Source organism: Acinetobacter sp. neg1 (assembly GCF_000788125.1).
Taxonomy (GTDB): Bacteria; Pseudomonadota; Gammaproteobacteria; order Pseudomonadales; family Moraxellaceae; genus Acinetobacter; species Acinetobacter vivianii.
This window is the reverse complement of sequence record NZ_JSZD01000006.1, coordinates 473252-492805: the sequence shown is the minus strand read 5'-3', so window position 1 is coordinate 492805 and position 19554 is coordinate 473252. Positions and strand designations below refer to the sequence as shown.

Annotated in this window: 21 protein-coding genes; 11 read left to right on the top strand and 10 right to left on the bottom strand. The window is 39.4% G+C overall.

The annotated features are described in order from the left end of the window. Nucleotides 1-5: 5 nt before the first annotated feature. From PJ15_RS03360 to PJ15_RS03340, 5 genes are all read right to left on the bottom strand, one after another. On the bottom strand, nt 6-1076 hold the full coding sequence (locus PJ15_RS03360) for a DUF2157 domain-containing protein (RefSeq protein WP_047427982.1): 1071 nt from the start codon (nt 1074-1076) through the stop codon (nt 6-8). A gap of 90 nt (nt 1077-1166) precedes the next feature. Then, entirely contained in the window at nt 1167-1796 is a 630-nt protein-coding gene (locus tag PJ15_RS03355) for an alpha/beta hydrolase (protein ID WP_005257957.1), read from the bottom strand. A gap of 269 nt (nt 1797-2065) precedes the next feature. Next, nucleotides 2066-3643, bottom strand: a complete 1578-nt coding sequence (locus PJ15_RS03350; protein WP_047427980.1) for an aldehyde dehydrogenase (NADP(+)) — start codon at nt 3641-3643, stop codon at nt 2066-2068. Nucleotides 3644-3658: 15 nt separating this feature from the next. Further along, nucleotides 3659-5446: an IlvD/Edd family dehydratase gene (locus PJ15_RS03345; protein ID WP_005257952.1), complete on the bottom strand. Its 1788-nt coding sequence runs from the start codon at nt 5444-5446 to the stop codon at nt 3659-3661. An 86-nt stretch (nt 5447-5532) separates the two neighbouring features. Next, a complete protein-coding gene (locus PJ15_RS03340) occupies nt 5533-6708 on the bottom strand; it encodes a fumarylacetoacetate hydrolase family protein (RefSeq protein ID WP_047427977.1) in 1176 nt (391 codons plus the stop codon). Nucleotides 6709-6819: 111 nt separating this feature from the next. Here PJ15_RS03340 and PJ15_RS03335 point away from each other — a divergent pair, with 111 nt between their 5' ends. The 8 genes from PJ15_RS03335 (at nt 6820) to PJ15_RS03300 (ending at nt 13667) form a co-directional block, all read left to right on the top strand. After that, nucleotides 6820-7755 carry a LysR family transcriptional regulator gene (locus PJ15_RS03335; protein WP_005257947.1) on the top strand — a complete coding sequence of 312 codons (936 nt, stop codon included), beginning with the start codon at nt 6820-6822 and terminating at the stop codon, nt 7753-7755. A gap of 226 nt (nt 7756-7981) precedes the next feature. Continuing rightward, the gene (gene denD, locus PJ15_RS03330) at nt 7982-8953 is read left to right on the top strand and encodes a D-erythronate dehydrogenase (protein WP_047427974.1); all 972 of its coding nucleotides are present in this window, start codon (nt 7982-7984) and stop codon (nt 8951-8953) included. A gap of 33 nt (nt 8954-8986) precedes the next feature. Beyond that, on the top strand, nt 8987-10366 hold the full coding sequence (locus PJ15_RS03325) for an MFS transporter (RefSeq protein ID WP_047427971.1): 1380 nt from the start codon (nt 8987-8989) through the stop codon (nt 10364-10366). Next, nucleotides 10366-11238: an NAD(P)-dependent oxidoreductase gene (locus PJ15_RS03320; protein ID WP_047427968.1), complete on the top strand. Its 873-nt coding sequence runs from the start codon at nt 10366-10368 to the stop codon at nt 11236-11238. Before PJ15_RS03325 ends, PJ15_RS03320 begins: the two co-directional genes overlap by 1 nt. A gap of 253 nt (nt 11239-11491) precedes the next feature. Further along, a complete protein-coding gene (yaaA, locus tag PJ15_RS03315) occupies nt 11492-12274 on the top strand; it encodes a peroxide stress protein YaaA (RefSeq protein ID WP_047427965.1) in 783 nt (260 codons plus the stop codon). 21 nt (nt 12275-12295) lie between these two features. Next, the gene (locus PJ15_RS03310) at nt 12296-12559 is read left to right on the top strand and encodes a hypothetical protein (RefSeq protein ID WP_047427963.1); all 264 of its coding nucleotides are present in this window, start codon (nt 12296-12298) and stop codon (nt 12557-12559) included. Nucleotides 12560-12568: 9 nt separating this feature from the next. Continuing rightward, nucleotides 12569-13189: a metal-dependent hydrolase gene (locus PJ15_RS03305; protein WP_047427960.1), complete on the top strand. Its 621-nt coding sequence runs from the start codon at nt 12569-12571 to the stop codon at nt 13187-13189. 22 nt (nt 13190-13211) lie between these two features. Then, nucleotides 13212-13667 carry an NUDIX domain-containing protein gene (locus tag PJ15_RS03300; protein WP_047427957.1) on the top strand — a complete coding sequence of 152 codons (456 nt, stop codon included), beginning with the start codon at nt 13212-13214 and terminating at the stop codon, nt 13665-13667. Nucleotides 13668-13727: 60 nt separating this feature from the next. Here PJ15_RS03300 and PJ15_RS03295 read toward each other — a convergent pair whose 3' ends face one another. From PJ15_RS03295 to PJ15_RS03275, 5 genes are all read right to left on the bottom strand, one after another. Further along, nucleotides 13728-14513, bottom strand: a complete 786-nt coding sequence (locus PJ15_RS03295; protein WP_004639328.1) for a thiazole synthase — start codon at nt 14511-14513, stop codon at nt 13728-13730. A 23-nt stretch (nt 14514-14536) separates the two neighbouring features. Beyond that, nucleotides 14537-14734: a sulfur carrier protein ThiS gene (gene thiS / locus PJ15_RS03290; protein ID WP_005286303.1), complete on the bottom strand. Its 198-nt coding sequence runs from the start codon at nt 14732-14734 to the stop codon at nt 14537-14539. 9 nt (nt 14735-14743) lie between these two features. Next, nucleotides 14744-15109: a DUF423 domain-containing protein gene (locus tag PJ15_RS03285; protein WP_047427949.1), complete on the bottom strand. Its 366-nt coding sequence runs from the start codon at nt 15107-15109 to the stop codon at nt 14744-14746. Between the two features lie 107 nt (nt 15110-15216). Further along, nucleotides 15217-16086 carry an RNA polymerase sigma factor RpoH gene (gene rpoH, locus PJ15_RS03280; RefSeq protein WP_004772546.1) on the bottom strand — a complete coding sequence of 290 codons (870 nt, stop codon included), beginning with the start codon at nt 16084-16086 and terminating at the stop codon, nt 15217-15219. Between the two features lie 131 nt (nt 16087-16217). Then, on the bottom strand, nt 16218-16457 hold the full coding sequence (locus tag PJ15_RS03275; RefSeq protein WP_047429137.1) for a sulfurtransferase TusA family protein: 240 nt from the start codon (nt 16455-16457) through the stop codon (nt 16218-16220). Nucleotides 16458-16813: 356 nt separating this feature from the next. On the opposite strand from PJ15_RS03275, the gene PJ15_RS03270 reads away from it, so the two are divergent. From PJ15_RS03270 to fba, 3 genes are all read left to right on the top strand, one after another. Then, a complete protein-coding gene (locus PJ15_RS03270; RefSeq protein ID WP_004653893.1) occupies nt 16814-17026 on the top strand; it encodes a cold-shock protein in 213 nt (70 codons plus the stop codon). A gap of 101 nt (nt 17027-17127) precedes the next feature. Further along, nucleotides 17128-18279 (top strand): ATP-dependent RNA helicase RhlB, encoded by a 1152-nt coding sequence (gene rhlB / locus PJ15_RS03265; protein ID WP_005257937.1) that lies wholly within the window; start codon nt 17128-17130, stop codon nt 18277-18279. 213 nt (nt 18280-18492) lie between these two features. Further along, complete coding sequence (fba, locus tag PJ15_RS03260) at nt 18493-19530, top strand: class II fructose-bisphosphate aldolase (protein WP_004772540.1); 1038 nt, start codon at nt 18493-18495, stop codon at nt 19528-19530. The last annotated feature ends 24 nt before the right edge of the window (nt 19531-19554 follow it).

The window sequence follows — 19554 nt, the reverse complement described above, 5'->3', positions numbered from 1 at the left end:
AGTAATCATTCTCCTAGACGATCTTTCTTATTTTGAGATGGGCTAGATAGAAACTCTAAATTCCAAAGTTTTTCGGCATATCGACCCAGCCACCAGAAAGATGCTGCCAATATAATAAAGAAAATGGCTTTGTGCATACCATTCCAGAAGAACTCAAAGTACTTTGTATATAGGTTGATAAATAAGAAGGTGATACCAAAACCACGTGAGGTGGCATCGTCATGTTTCAAACCATAGACAATTGCAATGATGGCAATAAATGCGAATAAAACACCCCAATGCAATAGCTCATATTGTTTAACGTTATACCAGCTACTTAAGTCACCATAGTTGCCAAAGATTGACAGAAGCCACAAGGCAATAAATAGATAAAGCAATCCCATGACATAAGTTGAGTGTGCAAAATCTTTAAAATGCGCATAACGTTTAAAGAGAAGACTTAATCCAATCAGTACACCACCAAAGAATACAAAGCGTAAAGGGAAGTTCATCCCTAGATAATACGCACCCCAACCAGACATATAACCTGTTTCAGTTCCAAACCATGAACCCAATGAGAGTAATGAAAATACCCAAATCAGTTTGGATGGGAACCAGAAGGCAAGAGCGGCATAAATGATGGTTGAGAGCAGGAATAACAAAGAGAAATGTCCGCTGCCTGTATCAATCGCTTGTCCGAAATAAGCAACAGATGCTGCTGTGGAAAGGACACCAGCAAAAATAATGGCTTCATTGCTAAATTGATGCAGTGGTTTGGTTTTACGTCGACGATATGCAAAGCCATAAAAGGCCGCCGCAACTCCTGCAAAAATCAGACAAGGAATGATTTTGGAATCAATAAATATTTTTTCAATCAGTTCCATCAAGAACTGATCCGCTGTAATTGCGGCAATGGCAATCACGGCACAAATCATCGAAATCCAAAATGAGTATTTTGCCAAGCGTTCCCAGTCAAAAGGACGAATCGAAAAACTATGCTTTAACTCATTGGCAACATCAGGCGTAATGGTGCCTTGTTGTTGCCATTGTTCAATGGTTTGCTTTAAAAAAAGTCCTTGTTTTTTATTTAATTTCATTAAAGAACCCGAATGTCTGTACATCTATACTGATATAACAGACATTGGATTGAAAAGACGTATAGTTTTCTTAGTAATTTGTTGTTAAGTCTACAGTTTTAAAAAGCGAGCAATCACTTGTCTGAGCTGTTTTAAGTAACCTGTAAAGAAATGATTGGCACCTGGCAAAATCGTGATTGGATGTTTTTGCGGTTTTGCCCATGCAATCATATCTGATAGCAAGGTAATGTCATCTTGCTCGCCATGAACAAATAAGATATCGCCGTCAATTGCAGGGGTTTTATAGTGGCGTAAATCGACCACAGAACCTGTTGGTAATCCACAGAGCACCAATTGTTTTGGACGTAATTCATCACTGAGTTGCGCTTGGCATTTTGCGAGTACATGAGAGCCAAAGCTAAAACCACCAGCATAGAAAGTAAGTCCTGCATGCTTCTCACGAGCATATTCAATCACAGCCATGATGTCATCAGTTTCGCCGTGTCCTTGATCATGTGTGCCTTCGCTGCCTGCCAGACCACGGAAACTTGGACGATAAACTACACAGCCCATTTCATTAAAAATCTGAGCCAGTAGTACAGGAACTTTATGATTTGGTGTCCCGCCTTGCAAAGGATGTGGATGGCAGACAACAGCAAAACCTGTGACTTCACCTTGAGGTTGATCGACAAACATTTCAATTTGACCAACAGGACCTTGGATGAATAATTGCTCAGACATAAGATACGCAATGGATAATGGAAGAATCCACTATTTTACCGATAATGAAGAATGAAAACATCGTATTTCTTTAAACTTCGTGCATAAATGAAGTATCGTATTTTATCTAAATCTTGCTGTAATAATTTGAGAATCTAAAGGTTTGTTAAAAATCATAATATTTTTTCATTATGTTCTATTCGGGTACCATGCATAAAACTGAGCTAGGGCAGTTAAGATTTAAACTAGACTGCCCAATCAAAGAGACTTTAAAAGCCTATTCTCATTATTTAAATAGGATTTCTAGTTACCTCACCATTGACCAGCCTTAAAATCTGCAACGGGTTGCCATCTTTTAAGGCTTCCGGTAATAAACTTTGCGGATAGTTTTGGTAACAAACTGGGCGCAAATAACGGTCAATTGCCAAGGTTCCAACAGAGGTGCCTCGGGCATCTGAAGTTGCTGGGTATGGTCCGCCGTGCACCATGGCATCACATACTTCAACACCCGTTGGATAACCGTTTAACAGCAAACGACCTGCTTTCTCTTCTAACACTGGAACCGCATCTGCAAATTCAGTTAAATCTGCTTCGTCGGCGATTAAAGTTGCAGTCAGCTGACCATTCATGCTTTGTAGCGCGTGCAGAAGTTGGGCTTTATCTTCAACTTCAATGACGATTGTTGTTGGCCCAAAGATTTCTTCTTGTAGAAGCTGATCACCTGCCAGTAATAGTTCAATATCAGCTTTAAATAACTGTGGCAGAGCCTGATTGCCTTGTTGAGTTTGACCTGCCAAATGTTCAATACCTTGGTGCTCGGTTAAGTGCTCAAGACCTAATTTATAGCTTTTTAATGTTCCGGCATTCAACATAGTCTGTGCAGGTTTGCCACCCATAATTTCGGTTAAGTTACTAATGAGTTGGCTAAATTCAGCTGATTTTATCCCTAAAATTAATCCCGGATTGGTACAGAACTGACCACAGCCTAAAACAACTGAGTCGACCAAGTCCTGTGCAATTTTTTCACCACGGTTTTTCAAGGCTTCTGGTAACATCAGCATCGGGTTAATACTGCTCATTTCAGCAAAGACAGGAATCGGCTGTGGACGGGCTGCGGCCATGTCACATAAAGCACGACCACCACGAAGTGAACCTGTAAATCCAACTGCTTGAATTAAAGGATGCTTTACCAGTGGTTCACCCACACCATTACCATAGATCATGTTAAATACACCTTTAGGCATATTAGATTTTTCTACGGCACGTTCAATTGCTTGAGCCACAAAGTCCGCTGTAGTCATGTGTCCACTATGGGCTTTCACTACTACAGAACAGCCTGCGGCTAAAGCAGAAGCAGTGTCGCCACCTGCGGTTGAAAAGGCTAAAGGAAAGTTACTTGCCCCAAAGACTGCTACAGGGCCAACACCAATTTTAATCTGGCGTAGGTCTGGGCGAGGTAAAGGTTGACGCTCAGGCAAAGCTGTATCAATACGGGCACCTAAAAAGTCACCACGACGCAACACTTTAGCAAACAGGCGCATTTGCCCACTGGTACGGCCCCGTTCACCTTGCAAACGCGCAAGCGGCAAAGCCGTTTCTTGCGAGACAATCTCTAAAAAATCTGTACCTAAAGCATCGAGTTCATCGGCAATGTTTTCTAAAAAGATAGCACGCTGTTCAGGTGATGTATGGCGATATGTTTTAAAGGCTTGGCTTGCTGCTTCGCAGGCCTGATTAATTTCCTGTTCGGTTGCATGGTGAAATTCATAGGGTAGAGCTTCGCCAGTTGTTGCATCCACACTTTTTAATAAGGTTGTACTTTGTGCACTACGTGAACCGCCAATAAAGTTGTGTCCGATAATGGTCATAATAAAATCCTGAAATTAATGAGAATGCCGTGGAAGGTTATTTTGATTGACAACACGCATGTATAACGTTGCAGGCTCTAAACAGCCACCCGTTGATAATTGGCCAACCATGTTGCGATACATTTCTTGCCAAGGCGTTTGAGATGTAGAGACTGTTGGTTTCCATTCCTCGCGGCGTTTGTCTAGCTCTTCGTCTGAAATGAGGACATTTACGGAGCGTTTATTAAGATCAATGCGCAAACGATCATTGGTTTTTAATAAAGCAATGCCACCGCCTACTGCGGCTTCTGGTGACATATTTAAAATAGAAGGGCTAGCAGATGTACCACTTTGACGGCCATCACCTAGACAAGGCAAAGAGTCAATTCCTTTTTTAATTAACTCCGCTGGAGGAGCCATATTTACAACTTCTGCACTGCCCGGATAGCCAACTGTTCCAGCACCTCGAATGACTAAAATACAATGTTCATCAATGTCTAAGGCTGGATCATTAATTCGTGCGTGGTAGTCCTCTGGCCCTTCAAAAACGATTGCCCGTGCTTCAAAGCTATTTTCCCCATTCGGGTCAGATAAATAGGTTTTCTTAAATGCTTCACCCACAACAGACATTTTCATAATAGCGCTGTCAAAGAAATTGCCGCTCAACACAATAAAACCAGCGCCATGCTTTAATGGTTGTTCATATGGAAAAATGACATCTGCATTGGAGGTTTTTGCATTTTTAGCAATTTCCCCAATTGTTTTACCGCTGACTGATGCACAGTCTTCATGTAAAACATCCGCTTTTTGTAATTCATGTAATACAGCAGGGACACCGCCAGCACGGTGAAAACCTTCACCCAAATATTTACCAGCAGGCATGCAGTTCACAATGAGTGGAATGTTTTCTCCAACGCGTTGCCAGTCTTCTAAACTCAGCTCAATCCCCATATGACGAGCAATTGCAATGAGGTGAGGAGGGCAGTTACTTGATGCGCCTAATGCTGAGGCTACTGCAATGGCATTTTCAAATGATTGTTTGTTCATGATTTTAGATGGGCGTAAATCTTCTAAAACCATTTCACATATTCTCTTACCTGTCATATAGGCCATTTGCCCGCGTTCGCGATACGGTGCTGGAATGCTTGCACATGAAGGTAAAGACATACCTAAAGCTTCTGCTAATGCATTCATAGAAAGTGCAGTGCCCATGGTGTTGCAGTGCCCGACCGAAGGTGAAGCGGACGTCGTCATTTCCATGAAGCCTTCATAATCAATTTCGCCTGTGGCAAGTAAATTTCTTGCATGCCAAAGCACTGTGCCTGAGCCAATTAACTCACCCTTAAAGTGACCATCTAGCATTGGCCCACCAGATAAAACAATGGCTGGTAAATCTGTTGTTGCTGCCGCCATTAAACAGGCAGGAGTAGTTTTATCGCAGCCCGTTGTTAGCACTACACCATCAAGTGGATAGCCATGTAATATTTCAACTAAACCTAAGTAAGCTAAATTTCTATCGAGTGCAGCTGTAGGGCGACGGGTTTGCTCTGCAATTGGGTGAACAGGAAATTCCATTGGAATACCACCAGCATCTCGAATGCCTGCTTTAACCCGTTCAGCAAGTTCTTTGTGGTGACGGTTACATGGAGTCAAATCACTACCAGTTTGCGCAATCCCAATAATAGGACGGCCCGACTGTAGCTCAGCACGGGTTAACCCATAATTCATGTAACGCTCGACATAGAGTGCTGTCATGTCAGCATGCGTAGGATCATCAAACCATTCCTGGCTACGTAAAAAAATCCGTTTATCTTGATCATTCATTCTTAGATCCGTCCACTCATATTTTTTGAGATTTAATTTTTTTCACATGATGAATTACAATTCAATCGAACGATAATACGTGAAATTTATAGTAATTCGCGTTGTTTTAAATTATGTATCAAAGCATTTATTCCAAAATTCCATGGCGTTGCTTTGTCGCTGGTCATAACCGTGTTGTATAAAGTACCAAGTTTAGGCGAATGAATACGAACGACATCTCCAATTTTATGGGTAAAGCCTGCTCCAGCTTGCTCACGGTCTTGAGTAGGTGCAAATAAAGTTCCCAAAAACAAAACGAAACCATCTGGATATTGATGATTTTCATTCAGTGTTTGTTGAATTAAATCTTCTGGATCACGGCTAATTTGAGACATAGAGCTAATGCCATTTAACACAAAGTTATCGGCACCTTGAATTTGCAGTTCAACATCACAAGCACGGATATCATTTAAAGTAAAAGTACGGTCAAAAAGACGAATAAACGGACCGATTGCACAAGATGCATTGTTATCTTTGGCTTTACTCAACAGGAGGGCACTACGACCTTCAAAGTCCCGTAAATTCACATCATTACCTAAAGTCGCGCCTAAAATTTTACCGTGGCTATTTGCAACCAATACAACTTCTGGTTCTGGATTATTCCACTCAGACTTCGGGTGAATACCAATATTTTGACCCGTTCCAATGGCTGCTAAGACAGGTGCTTTGGTAAAAATTTCAGCATCAGTACCAATACCCACCTCAAGATATTGAGACCACATTTTTTGTTTAATTAAATACTCTTTGAGTTGCAGTGCTTTTTCAGAACCAGGTTCGATTGTCTTTAAATTATCGCCGATTACCCCTTGTACCACTTCACGGATCGATTGAGCTTTTTGTGCATCGCCACCTGCTTGTTCTTCAATCACACGCTCTAACATGCTTGCGGCAAAAGTAACACCAGCCGCCTTAATTACTTGTAAATCAATTGGGGCTAAAAAATATGCCTTGTTTGTATCTGGTTCAGCAACTGTATTGGCAAATAACGCATCAATTGATCCAACTAATTTTCCTTCAATATCAGATAAAGCTTTTAAAGGATCTGAACTTTCAAGCAACTGGGAAATCGTATGGAACTTTTCAGAAATATCAAAAACCTGATCGCCCTTTAAAAGAATCGGAGAGGGACCGGAAATTTGATTTGGAATCCATGCGCGACCAATTAAACATCCTTGAGTCGTATCGTCTGGTAATGAGTTCTGGGAATTTAACGTAAAGTTCATTTAAAGCATCCTTCTTTTATTTGAAATCATGATATGTTTCTTATTTAATAAACACCAATCGTAATAATTTAATTATTAATAACGAAAAGTTATCGAAAAGGATTTTTGAAAATGGCAGATTTGACTTACGCAAGCCTGAATAATTGGTTGAAATTTAAACATTTGGTGTTATTAGAAACTTTGGCAAGGACCAATAACATGCATTTGGCTGCCGAGCAGATGAATCTAAGTCAGCCTGCGGTGAGTAAAATGCTAAAGGAAATAGAAGGTTTACTGGGCTTTCCTGTTTTTGAACGATTACCTCGAAATATGCCAGTCACTGCTTTAGGCGAGCACGTGATTCGATATGCGCAGCGTGTATTAAACGATGCAAAGCATTTTGTCGAAGACATTGAAATTTTAAGATTAGGTGGTCACGGTTTTTTAAAAGTGGGCGGTATCTTTGCAGCAACCGCAGTGGTAATTCCAAACTCAATTATTGAGATTAAGAAACAATGGCCGCTGCTTTCCATCGATGTTGTTGAACAAACCAGTGATCATTTAATGGAAATGTTAAGTGAGCATACTTTAGATTTAGCTATAGGCCGTTTTACTGATGTGACGCAAAGTCAGTTTTTCGATTTCCAACCTTTAGGTCCAGAGCCATTTTGTATTGTTGTAAACAGTGCCCATCCATGTGCTAAGAAAATAAATTGTACATTAGAGGAATTATTAAATTGGCCATGGTTACTCTATCCCAAAGGCACACCAATTCGTGAACGTATGGAAGGTGCATTTGCTCGAGCAAAAGTAAAGATTCCTTCCAATACCGTTAATACTATGTCAATGCAAACCTTTTTGCAGATCTTAAAAGGTGCACCTATGGTTGGAATGTTGCCAGAAGCAATGGTGATTGATCAGGTGAAAGAAGGCCATTTGCAGATTTTAGAAACAGATTTAATTTTAGATGCACAGGATTACGGAATTTTGACGCGTAAAGATGAGCCTGTTTCTGATATTGCTGCAGCTTTCATTAATATTTTACTGAAAAATGAAAAACATAAATAAAGTATTAACAAGCCTTAAATCATAAACATATTTAGGGCTTTTAAATTAAATAATTATAAGAAAAATCATATTTTCCCAAATTCGATTCTTAACAAAAAAGTGATATTAAAAAGTTATCAATATTTAGAAATTATTCATTGGAAATTATTGAAAGGACTCCTTATCGTTTAATTCACGACAATTACAAAAGTTTTTAAGTGAATAAAAACTAGGAAAGGATCCCTGTATGAATGTGCTAATCACTGGTGGAACGGGTTTTATTGGAAAACAAATTGCCAAGGAGATTTTAAAAATTGGCAGTTTGAATTTGGATAACAATCAACCTAAATCTATCAATAAAATTATTCTATTTGATGCGTTTGCTGGCGATGATTTGCCACAAGATTCAAGAGTTGAAGTGATTGTCGGTGATATTACCGATAAAACTACAGTTGCTCATATTACAGAAAATATTGATGTCGTTTGGCATTTAGCCGCTGTGGTGAGCTCAGCAGCGGAGGCCGATTTTGATTTAGGTATGGATGTTAATTTGTATGGACTCTTAAATTTATTAGAAGAATTAAGAAAGAAACAAACCACACCTCGGGTCATTTTTGCTAGCGGCTGTGCTGTATTTGGTGGTCAATTACCAGAAGTTGTTACAGATGAGACAGTGGTTACACCAAAATCTTCTTATGGCATGCAAAAAGCAGTAGGAGAATTGCTAGTCTCAGATTACTCAAGAAAAGGCTTTATTGATGGTCGTATTTTAAGGTTACCGACTATTGTGGTTCGTCCAGGGAAACCAAATAAAGCGGCATCGACATTTTTTAGTTCAATCATCCGTGAACCGTTAAAAGGTGAAAAGGCCGTTTGCCCAGTACCTTCAGATACTCCAGTCTTTGTTACTTCACCGCGACGTTGTGTTGAATCAATGATTAAAGCGGCATCAATTTCTTCAGATGTACTTCAAGATAACCGAATTATTTCTCTACCGGGATTAACAGTCACGGTTAAAGAAATGCTTGAGGCACTTGAAAAAGTTGCAGGTAAGCAAGCAACTGACTTAGTGCAATGGCAAGAAGATAAAACCATTCAACGTATTGTTAAAAGTTGGCCTGTCCAAGTGAAAGCTGAATATGCTGAATCTTTAGGTTTTCAGGCAGATGAAAATTTTGAAAGCGTGATTCAGGCACATATCGAAGATACTAAAAATTAATGGCAGTGATCGCCAATTGATGTGAGAATTATTATGGAAGATATAAAAAATGTAACTGCTCTTGAAGAGCAGACAATTAAACGTGTTTCTAGTCGGATTATCCCGTTTCTTATTATTTTATTCATTATGGCATTTCTAGACAGAACCAATATTGGTTTTGCTGCGCTACACATGAATGATGCAATTGGAATTACTCAAACTATTTTTGGTTTAGGTGCAGGCATATTTTTCCTAGGTTATTTTATTGCGGAAGTACCGAGTAATATTTTACTTCATCGCTTTGGAGCACGAATCTGGATTGCCCGAATTATGATTACTTGGGGAATCATTGCAGCACTTATGGGATTTATCCAAAACGGTACGCAGTTTATTGTTTTACGGTTTTTACTCGGTATTGCAGAAGCAGGTTTCTTTCCAGGCGTTATTTTTTATTTAACTTTGTGGTTTCCCGCAAAATATCGTGCACGTGTGTTTGCATCGTTCTACTTAGGACTACCGATAGCGCAAATTATTGGAGCACCAATTTCCGTAGGTCTCATGCAATGGGGCAATAGCATTGGCTATGAAGGCTGGCGTTTGATGTATGTTTTAGAGGGGATTCCTTCAATCATATTAGGGGTAGTTTGTCTAAAATATTTAACCAATAATCCTAAAGAAGCACAATGGCTAACGGTTGAACAGCGTCAATGGTTAATGACTACGTTAGAGCGTGAAGAAAAAGAAAAAGTGCAATCCACTGACGCTGCTTTAACAAAAGGGCAAATGATTAAACAAGTGTTTAAAAATCCATTAGTTTGGATCATGGCAATTGTTTATTTTGGAATAACTTCTGGTTCAAACGCGATGTTTTTCTTCTTGCCAAGTGTATTAGAGTCATTCCGTAATACCTTTGGTATGGAAATCAGTCTTATTCAAAATGGTTTATTGACAGCAATTCCATACGCATTTGCAGCAGTAGGTATGGTTCTATGGAGTCGTCGTTCTGACCGTAAACAAGAGCGTTATAAACACGGTGCTTGTGCTGCACTTATGGCGGCTTCTGCAATTGCGATTGCCTTAATTGTGAATCAACCCTGGGCAATTATTGTCGGTTTTATTCTGCTTGCGATTGGTGTTTTTAGTGCAATTAACATTTTTTGGACTATTCCTGGGCAAACTTTAACAGGTGTAGGCGCCGCAGCTGGAATTGGATTAATAAACTCTGTAGGTAATTTAAGTGGTTTTACTGGTCCATATCTAACTGGATATTTATATACAACGACGGGAACTTATACAGTGGCATTCCTCGCCATTGCTGGGTTTGTTGCCATGGGCGGTTTAGGATTACTGTTATTAGCAAAGTTAAAATCGAATGGCATAGTAAAAGTTGAACAGCAACAACTTAAAGTACGCACTGCTACGGAGATGAAATAATGGCATCTATTGGATTTGTTGGTACAGGCATAATGGGCATACCAATGGTCAGGAATTTATTAAAAGCTGGCCATCAAGTTCAGGTCTGGAATAGAACACCTTCTAAAGCAGATATTTTAAAAGAAGCAGGTGCCTATGTTTGCAGTGAACTTGAAGACGTTGGAAAAGATGTAGACTTTCTGATTTGTATGCTCAGCGATGGAAAAACATGTGATGAGGTTTTGTTCAAAGAGTCTGGGGCAGTTTCACAGCTAAAACCTGAGAGTACAGTCATAGTTATGAGTTCAATACCAGTTGAGGTTGCAAAAGCGCAAAGTGAAAAATGTAAAGAACTCGCACTTAAATATTTAGATGCACCAGTTTCTGGAGGAGAAAAAGGTGCCCAAAATGCAAGTTTAGCGATTATGGCAGGTGGTGAGCTTTCAACCTTTGAACAGGCTGAAAATGTTTTATCTGCGATGGGCCAGCCAGTTCTAGTCGGTGGAGCTGGTTGTGGGGAACTTTCTAAATTGGTCAATCAGATGATTGTTGCTACTACTATCGCCACTGTGAGCGAAGGCCTATTGCTCGCGAGCAAGGCTGGGGCTGACCTAGTAAAACTAAAGCAAGCATTAACAGGTGGTTTTGCGGACTCTCCAATTTTACAGCAACATGGGGAACGTATGTTAAATCGAAATTTTAAACCTGGAGGTACTGCACTAAACCAACATAAAGATATAAATACAGCAATTAGCTATGCTAAATCATTAGAGTTAAATTTACCGATTGCAGAATTGGTTAATCAACTATTTAAAAATATGATCGTAGCTGGGGATGGGGAACTGGACCATTCTGGTTTAATTCGTGAGCTAGAGAGAATGAATAACTTTTAAGTAGATAGATAAATGAAGGATGGAATTAGTGTGGATCATGGCTTTTTCTATTGAAAAATAACATGTTATCAGTTGAGGTTAATTATGTTTAATCTCAATTGATAAAAATCAATTTCTCATTTTAATATATTAATAATCACAAAGAATTATGGTTTTTCATCCCTATTAGGCTTAGGTTTGAGCTAAAGCATATTGGCATTAAAAATTATCAACTGTTATAGTTTCATCAAGATAAATTTATGTTTGATTGATTATGCTTGCTTTAATTTCTCCTGCCAAAACACTTGATTACACAACTGCACTTCCTACAGATACATATACTCAACCACGTTTGTTGGCACAATCACAACAGTTGATTGATGTATGTCGTAAGCTTTCGGCCACTGAAATCGCGTCGTTAATGACGGTAAGCGAGAAAATTGCCAACTTAAATGTAGAGCGTTTCCGTGACTGGAATGCTGATTTTGATTTTTCCAATGCACGCCAAGCGATGTTTGCTTTTAAAGGGGATGTGTATACTGGTTTAGATGCTTATCACTTAAAAGACCAAGATATTGATTTTGCCCAGCAGCATTTGCGTATGTTGTCTGGTCTTTATGGCTTACTGCGTCCTTTGGATTTGATGATGCCGTACCGTTTGGAAATGGGAACTAAATTAAAAAATACCCGTGGTCATAATCTGTATGAGTTCTGGGGCAGCATTATTACGGATCAAATTAATCAAGACTTAGCTGAAATTAATTCGAAAGTATTGGTAAATTTAGCCTCTGACGAATATTATAAATCTGTGAATGAAAAGAATATTCAGGCGGAAATTGTTAAGCCAGTATTCCTGGATCAGAAGAACGGGAAATATAAAGTCATTAGCTTCTATGCGAAAAAAGCGCGTGGTCTGATGGCAAGATACTTGATTGAAAATAAATTAAGCCAAGTAGAACAATTAAAAGCATTTGATAGTGAAGGTTATTACTTTGATGCTGAAAGTTCATCGAATAAAGAATTGGTCTTTAAGCGAGATGAGCAACACGCAGCGTAAGTTTGCCTTGGGCAGGGTGGGATGTTAACCAAAAAGCATTTATTAAAGTATGCAATATCGTCTGATCAAGTTTGTGTTAAAGGGCATTTAACAGAACCTCGCAGTTATGGAGTGTACGCACTACCATTAGATACGGATGGTACTCGACGATTTCGATTTGGTAATCATCCCATACGCCAGCAGGAACTAAAACATGAGTTTGGTTCCTGCACTTTGTATCAGCTTTTTCTTGAGCGAAAAGATGCTGAATCTTTAGCAAAATGGCTTAATAAAGCAATTCAGTGAGAATTGGCAATGCAGCAATATTTAGCCGTATTAGAAAAATCATGGTTTGAGCTGCATCAGCATTATCATTTTTCTGAACCGCAGAAAATTTTTAATAAGTTGATTGCTGCCTATAGTGAAAAGCAGCGCTCTTATCATAGAGTCCAGCATTTGTACGAATGTTTGGTGTTGCTTGAATCGATTCGAGCCAATTTGAATGATACAAATGCTGTTGTATTGGCACTTTGGTTCCATGATACGGTTTATGATCCGCAAGCAAAAGATAATGAATTGAAGAGTGCAGATCTATTTGAGCAATATGTAGCTCATGATTTATCAGCAGATGATGTTCAAAAGATAAAGCGATGGATTGTTGCGACGCAAAAGCACGAATCGACTGATGAGTTGGATTTGCAATTTTTACTGGATATTGATTTAGCGATCTTGGCTGCATCTCCAGCGCGTTTTGCAGAATATGAACAACAGATTCAAAAAGAGTATGCTTGGGTAGATTCTGAGATTTACTCCCTTAAAAGAAAAGAAGTTTTAGCGCACTTTTATCAAGCAGAACCACTGTATCAAACGGAATATTTTCAACAGAATTTTGAGCAACGCGCTAAAAGCAATTTAAAGAATATAGTAGATTATTAAAAACGAATTCATTGAGTGATAAATGAAAGATTTAACATTAGAGATAGCAGAGGGAAAGCTTAATATCCGTGTGGCTGCTTGGATAGAACACGAAGATCAGATTTTGGTTTCTACGTTTCCTGATGGAAGTATTTCTTTAGTCGGTGGTCGATTAAAATTTTCAGAAACTACTCTAGAGGGGATTCAACGAGAAGTGCTTGAAGAAACAGGAGAGTATTTTAATTCGCCTGTGCTTTTTGCGATTGTTGAGAATTTTTTCTATGATCCTGTCGTAGGACAGCATTTTCATGAATTTCTTTATATTTATAAAGGTCAGATCCAAACCAAAGCTTTTTATCTTGATGATGCAACTGAAGCTCAGGTGATTTCATGGATGCCAAAGAATGAGATCAAACTGCTAAAGCCAGATGTCTTAAGTGACCTTGCTTTACGATCAAATGAGCATGTTGTTCATCTCATTAATTTGGAATCAAGATAAATCATCATTGTATGAAAAAAAAGGGAGCCCAAAAGCTCCCTTTAATATGAATATTTCATCTTACTTAAAGAAATACCCTGTCTCAGGTGAGCTTGCATTCGCCATACGCTTACGTGGCATACGACCTGCTAAAAACGCTTCACGACCTGCTTCAACTGCTTTTTTCATGGCAGAAGCCATCAAAATTGGATTTTGAGCGGCAGCAATCGCCGTATTCATAAGAACGCCGTCACAACCGAGTTCCATTGCGATAGCAGCGTCACTGGCTGTACCAACACCCGCATCTACCAAGACAGGCACTTTAGCATTTTCTTTAATGATGGAAATGGTATGAGGATTCAAAATACCAAGACCTGAACCAATCAAGCTACCCAAAGGCATAATTGCAACACAGCCCATGCTTTCAAGTTCTTGTGCAACAATCGGGTCGTCCGAGGTATACACCATGATTTCGAAACCATCATCAATCAATGTTTGCGCAGCTTTTAGGGTTGCAGTGACATTTGGATATAAGGTTTTTTCGTCACCGAGTACTTCTAATTTCACCAGATTATGACCATCAAGTAGCTCACGTGCCAGCATACAAGTGCGAATCGCACTATCTGCATCGAAGCAACCTGCGGTATTGGGCAAAATCGTGTATTTCTCAGGTGGAATCACTGAAAGTAGATTGGGTTGATCGGCATGCTGACCGATATTTACACGACGAATCGCAACGGTGACAATTTCTGCACCACTTGCTTGAATGGCTAAATCGGTTTCATTTAAATCTTTATATTTACCAGTTCCGACCAATAAACGTGATTGAAATGTACGTGAACCAATAATTAAAGGGGAATCTTGCATGGGCTTACTCCATTTTTAGCCAATTAGCCGCCACCAACAGCTTGAATAATTTCAATACGATCTTCAGGAGCAATTAAAGTCTGCTCAAGTCTACTTTTCGGAATAATCTGTTGGTTCTTCTCTACAGCGAAGCGTTTACCTTCAAGCGTCAAGCTTTGAATGAGTTGCTGTAGATTTTCACAAGACGTGTCTGTTGACTCGCCATTTAAATAGATGTGCATGATAAATCCTTATTTTGCATGCCTAATCGCTTGCCATGCGAGCATTACCCAGCCCGCAATCATAAATGCGCCGCCAATAGGGGTGATTGCACCTAAGATTCTCGGTAGACCAAGCGCCATAATGTACAACGAACCACAGAAAAAGATGATGCCAATTTGGATCAAAATATAAGGAATTTTTATAGAGAAAGTTGGCGTGGTTTTATGTAGGACACCTAAAATCAGTAAGCCCAGCGCATGATAGAAAAAGTACTGGGTTGCTGTACTCCACCAAGCGAGCTGCTCTGGTGTAGCAAAAGATTTAAGACCATGTGCACCGAAAGCGCCGACCATGACTGCAAGCGCAAGATTAAGCGCTGAGATTGCTATCCACATAATGAGAATGGAACAAGAAACTTGATGAACAAAGTTAACATATTCGGATGTTTAAACAAAGCCAGATAAAACAAAAGGGCATGAAAGCCCTTGTGTTTGATTTAATCTTAACTCGCTGACATAGCGGTTTTGATTTTTTCCATTGCATTCTTTTCTAACTGGCGGATACGCTCAGCAGAAACATTATATTCAGCCGCCAACTCATGTAAAGTTGACTTGTCATCATCTAACCAGCGACGTTGCAAAATATTACGCGAACGGTCATCAAGCTGATCCATTGCCTCGTGTAAAGCAGAAGTACTTTGCTCTTCGTAGTCTTCTTCTTCAACTAGACGTGCTGGATCGTAACGATTATCTTCTAAATACAGCGCTGGAGCAGTATGTGGTGTATCGTCATCATCATCGCCTTGCGCTTCAAAAGCAGCATCATAAGCGGTTAAACGACCTTCCATTTCTAACACCTGCTCAGGTGTTACATTTAAATCATTAGCAATCGATTTTGCTTCTTCTAGCGTCAATCGTTTACTTGATTTCTTGAGGCTACGCAAATTGAAGAATAATTTACGTTGTGCCTTGGTGGTCGCGATTTTAACTATACGCCAGTTACGTATCACATATTCATGAATTTCAGCTTTGATCCAGTGCACTGCAAAAGAAACTAAGCGAACGCCCATATTCGGATCAAAGCGCTTAACCGCTTTCATTAACCCGAGGTTACCTTCTTGGATGAGATCACCTTGTGGTAATCCGTAACCTGCATAGCTACGTGCAATATGTACGACAAAGCGGAGGTGTGACATTACCAAAAGTTTGGCAGCATCAAGGTCTTGGTCATAATAATAACGCTCAGCAAGTTCTTTTTCCTGCTCGGCCGTTAAAATTGGAATTTGATTGACAGTACTGATATATGCACCAAGGTTTACGCCTGGCGCAGACAATGACAGGGGCATCAATTGATTGCTGCTGTCAGTAGTCATGGAGTCTCCTTATAGGATGGTATTTGAGTCAACAATTTCATCTTAATGCGAATGTTCTTCATCACTAAGGAAATTTGAGTATAGAAATGTAAAGTTAACTATTTTATCTTTACCAAGAGTTTAGCAAAGAATCACATAGATTCAATTAAATAGTGAAATTCATTGTCTGAAATTTTTTGTGTCTGGCACTGAAGTTGCTGAATTTGGCAATATCGTGTTACATCAATTTCACTGTGTGGATCTGATGATTTCAATAAAAACTGTATTGGACGGTCTGCTTTTTTTAAAGCGCGCTTTAACATCAATAGGGGCATTGGGCAGGGTTGTCCCAAGGCATCAATAATTTCAGGTGAATTTGGTGTACCAGTCATAAGCATTTAAATTGTTCCATTCAAACGTATGTTAACAAATTTTGGCGTAATTTTTATGATAAAAATTTCATTAAAAAAACAGCTAAATTATTGAAAAAACCTGATAGAACATGTGGAAATAACTAAAAATAATCCTATTAATTGTCATAAACCCGTGCTAAGCTCGATGCGTTTTAGGAAGAGTTTAATACAATATTAATGTAATAAACCCTATAACAAATGGATGTAACCGGAAATTGTTGATAGTTTTACAGAATGATTACAAGCTTTAAAATTATAAATATTTTAAAACCTTGTTGGCTCTGCTGTTTGCAACACCGGAAGGTCCTTATCTTTCAATATCTGAGGATTGACTTATGACAGCTCGTGAACAAGGCGTAGTAAAGTGGTTTAACGACACTAAAGGCTTTGGTTTTATTCAGCGTAATGGTGGTGATGACGTATTCGTTCATTTCCGCGCAATTATGGGTGATGGCCACCGTTCTTTACGTGACGGCCAACGCGTAGAATTCAGTGTTGTTCAAGGACAAAAAGGTTTCCAGGCTGAAAACGTTCAGCCTTTAGACTAATTTGTTGCTTTAACGCAATATAAAAACGCTCCAATGTAATTTGGGGCGTTTTTGTTTATAATAGCCACTTTCTTTTGGTCATTGATGGTTCGAGAGCATATATGACGTCTGGTTTTGAAACCTTAAATTTACATCCGCAGTTGAAGAAAGCGATTGATGCTTTGGGTTTTACAAAAATGACCCCAATTCAGCAAAAGGTTTTAAAATATACATTAGCAGGGCATGATGCCATTGGTCGAGCGCAAACGGGTACGGGTAAAACCGCTGCTTTTTTGATTAGCGTGATCAATGATCTGTTAAATAATCCAGTTCAAGAACAGCGTTTTCGTGGTGAGCCACGTGCGTTAATTTTAGCGCCAACTCGTGAGTTAGCGTTACAGATCGAAAGTGATGCACAAGCATTAACCAAATTTTCAAATTTACATCTGGTCACTTTGTTGGGTGGCGTAGATTTCGAAAAACAAAAGAAAATGTTAGACCGTAATTTTGTCGATATTATTGTGGCTACTCCTGGTCGTCTAATTGATTTTGTCGAGCAAAAAGAAGTCTGGTTAGATAAAATTGAATTCTTGGTCATTGATGAAGCAGATCGCTTGCTTGATATGGGCTTTATCCCGTCAGTAAAGAGAATTGTTCGTTTTTCACCATTTAAAGAGCAACGTCAAACTTTAATGTTCTCTGCAACATTTAGCTATGATGTTCTTAATCTTGCACGTCAATGGTTATTTGAGCCGGTTACGGTAGAAATTGAACCTGAGCAAAAAACCAATAATGACGTTGAACAGCGTGTGTATGTGGTTGCGAAAGAAGATAAATACAAACTATTGCAAGAGATTTTGCGCGAAGAACCGATTGATAAGGTGATGATCTTTGCGAATCGTCGTGATCAGGTGCGTCGTTTGTATGATCATTTAAAGCGTGATGGTTATCGTGTGGGTATGTTGTCGGGTGAAATTGCACAAGACAAACGTTTGAAGATGCTGGATCAATTTAAGCAAGGTAAGAACAATATTATGATCGCGACTGATGTTGCGGGTCGTGGTATCCATGTGGATGGTGTTTCGCATGTTATTAACTTTACCTTACCTGAACAGTCTGATGACTATGTACATCGTATTGGTCGTACTGGTCGTGCAGGTGCGCAGGGCGTAAGTATCAGCTTCTTATCGGAAGATGATGCTTTCTATTTGCCTGAAATTGAAAAAGCGATTGGTAAGAAATTGCCTTTAACGCGTCTGGATGGTTATTGCTAAATCTGAAACTACTTTGATTTAAGCGATTTCTGACAGAGAAAGTTTTTCAGAAAAAGACCAAATTATTTTGTGATTTGGTCTTTTTTATTATTTAGTAAGATTTGCTACTCAAATTACACAAAAGATTAAAGATTTTTTTATAATTCCTGTGATTAGTTGCTGAATTGAAATAAATCAACATGTAGAATATGGCGCATTACCTGGGAGGATATTATGGCTCTAATCTCAATGCGCCAGCTCTTGGATCACGCTGCAGAATATAACTACGGCGTACCAGCGTTTAACGTAAACAACTTAGAACAAATGCGTGCAATCATGCTCGCTGCGGATGCAACAAATTCACCTGTGATCGTGCAAGCTTCAGCTGGCGCGCGTAAATATGCAGGTGCACCTTTCTTACGTCATCTTATTTTAGCTGCGATTGAAGAGTGGCCACATATTCCAGTGGTAATGCACCAAGATCATGGTACAAGTCCAGATGTTTGCCAACGTTCGATCCAGTTGGGCTTTAGCTCAGTCATGATGGATGGTTCATTGGGTGCGGATGGTAAGACACCAACATCTTATGATTATAACGTTGATGTCACCCGTCGCGTGGTTGCAATGGCGCATGCTTGTGGTGTTTCAGTTGAAGGTGAGATTGGTTGCTTAGGTAGCCTTGAAACTGGTATGGCTGGTGAAGAAGATGGTGTAGGCGCTGAAGGCGTACTTGATCACTCTCAATTACTAACTTCTGTTGAAGAAGCGACTCAGTTCGTTGCTGATACCAATGTGGATGCTTTGGCAATTGCTGTTGGTACTTCACACGGTGCGTATAAGTTTACTCGTCCACCTACAGGCGATATTCTTGCAATTGACCGTATCAAGGAAATTCATGCTGCATTGCCAAACACGCATCTTGTAATGCATGGTTCAAGCTCTGTACCGCAAGAATGGTTAGCTGTGATTAACCAGTACGGTGGCGATATTAAAGAAACTTATGGTGTGCCTGTAGATCAGCTTGTAGAAGCGATCAAACATGGTGTGCGTAAGATTAATATTGATACCGATTTACGTTTGGCTTCTACGGGTGCAATGCGTCGTATGATGGCAGAAAAACCAAGTGAATTTGATCCACGTAAATTCTTTGGTGAAACTGTTGAAGCAATGAAAGAAATCTGTGTTGCTCGTTACGAAGCATTCGGTACAGCAGGTCATGCAGACAAAATTCGTCCAATTTCTTTAGAGAAAATGGTTGATCGTTACAAATAACTGATTTGTAATGCAGAAAAATAG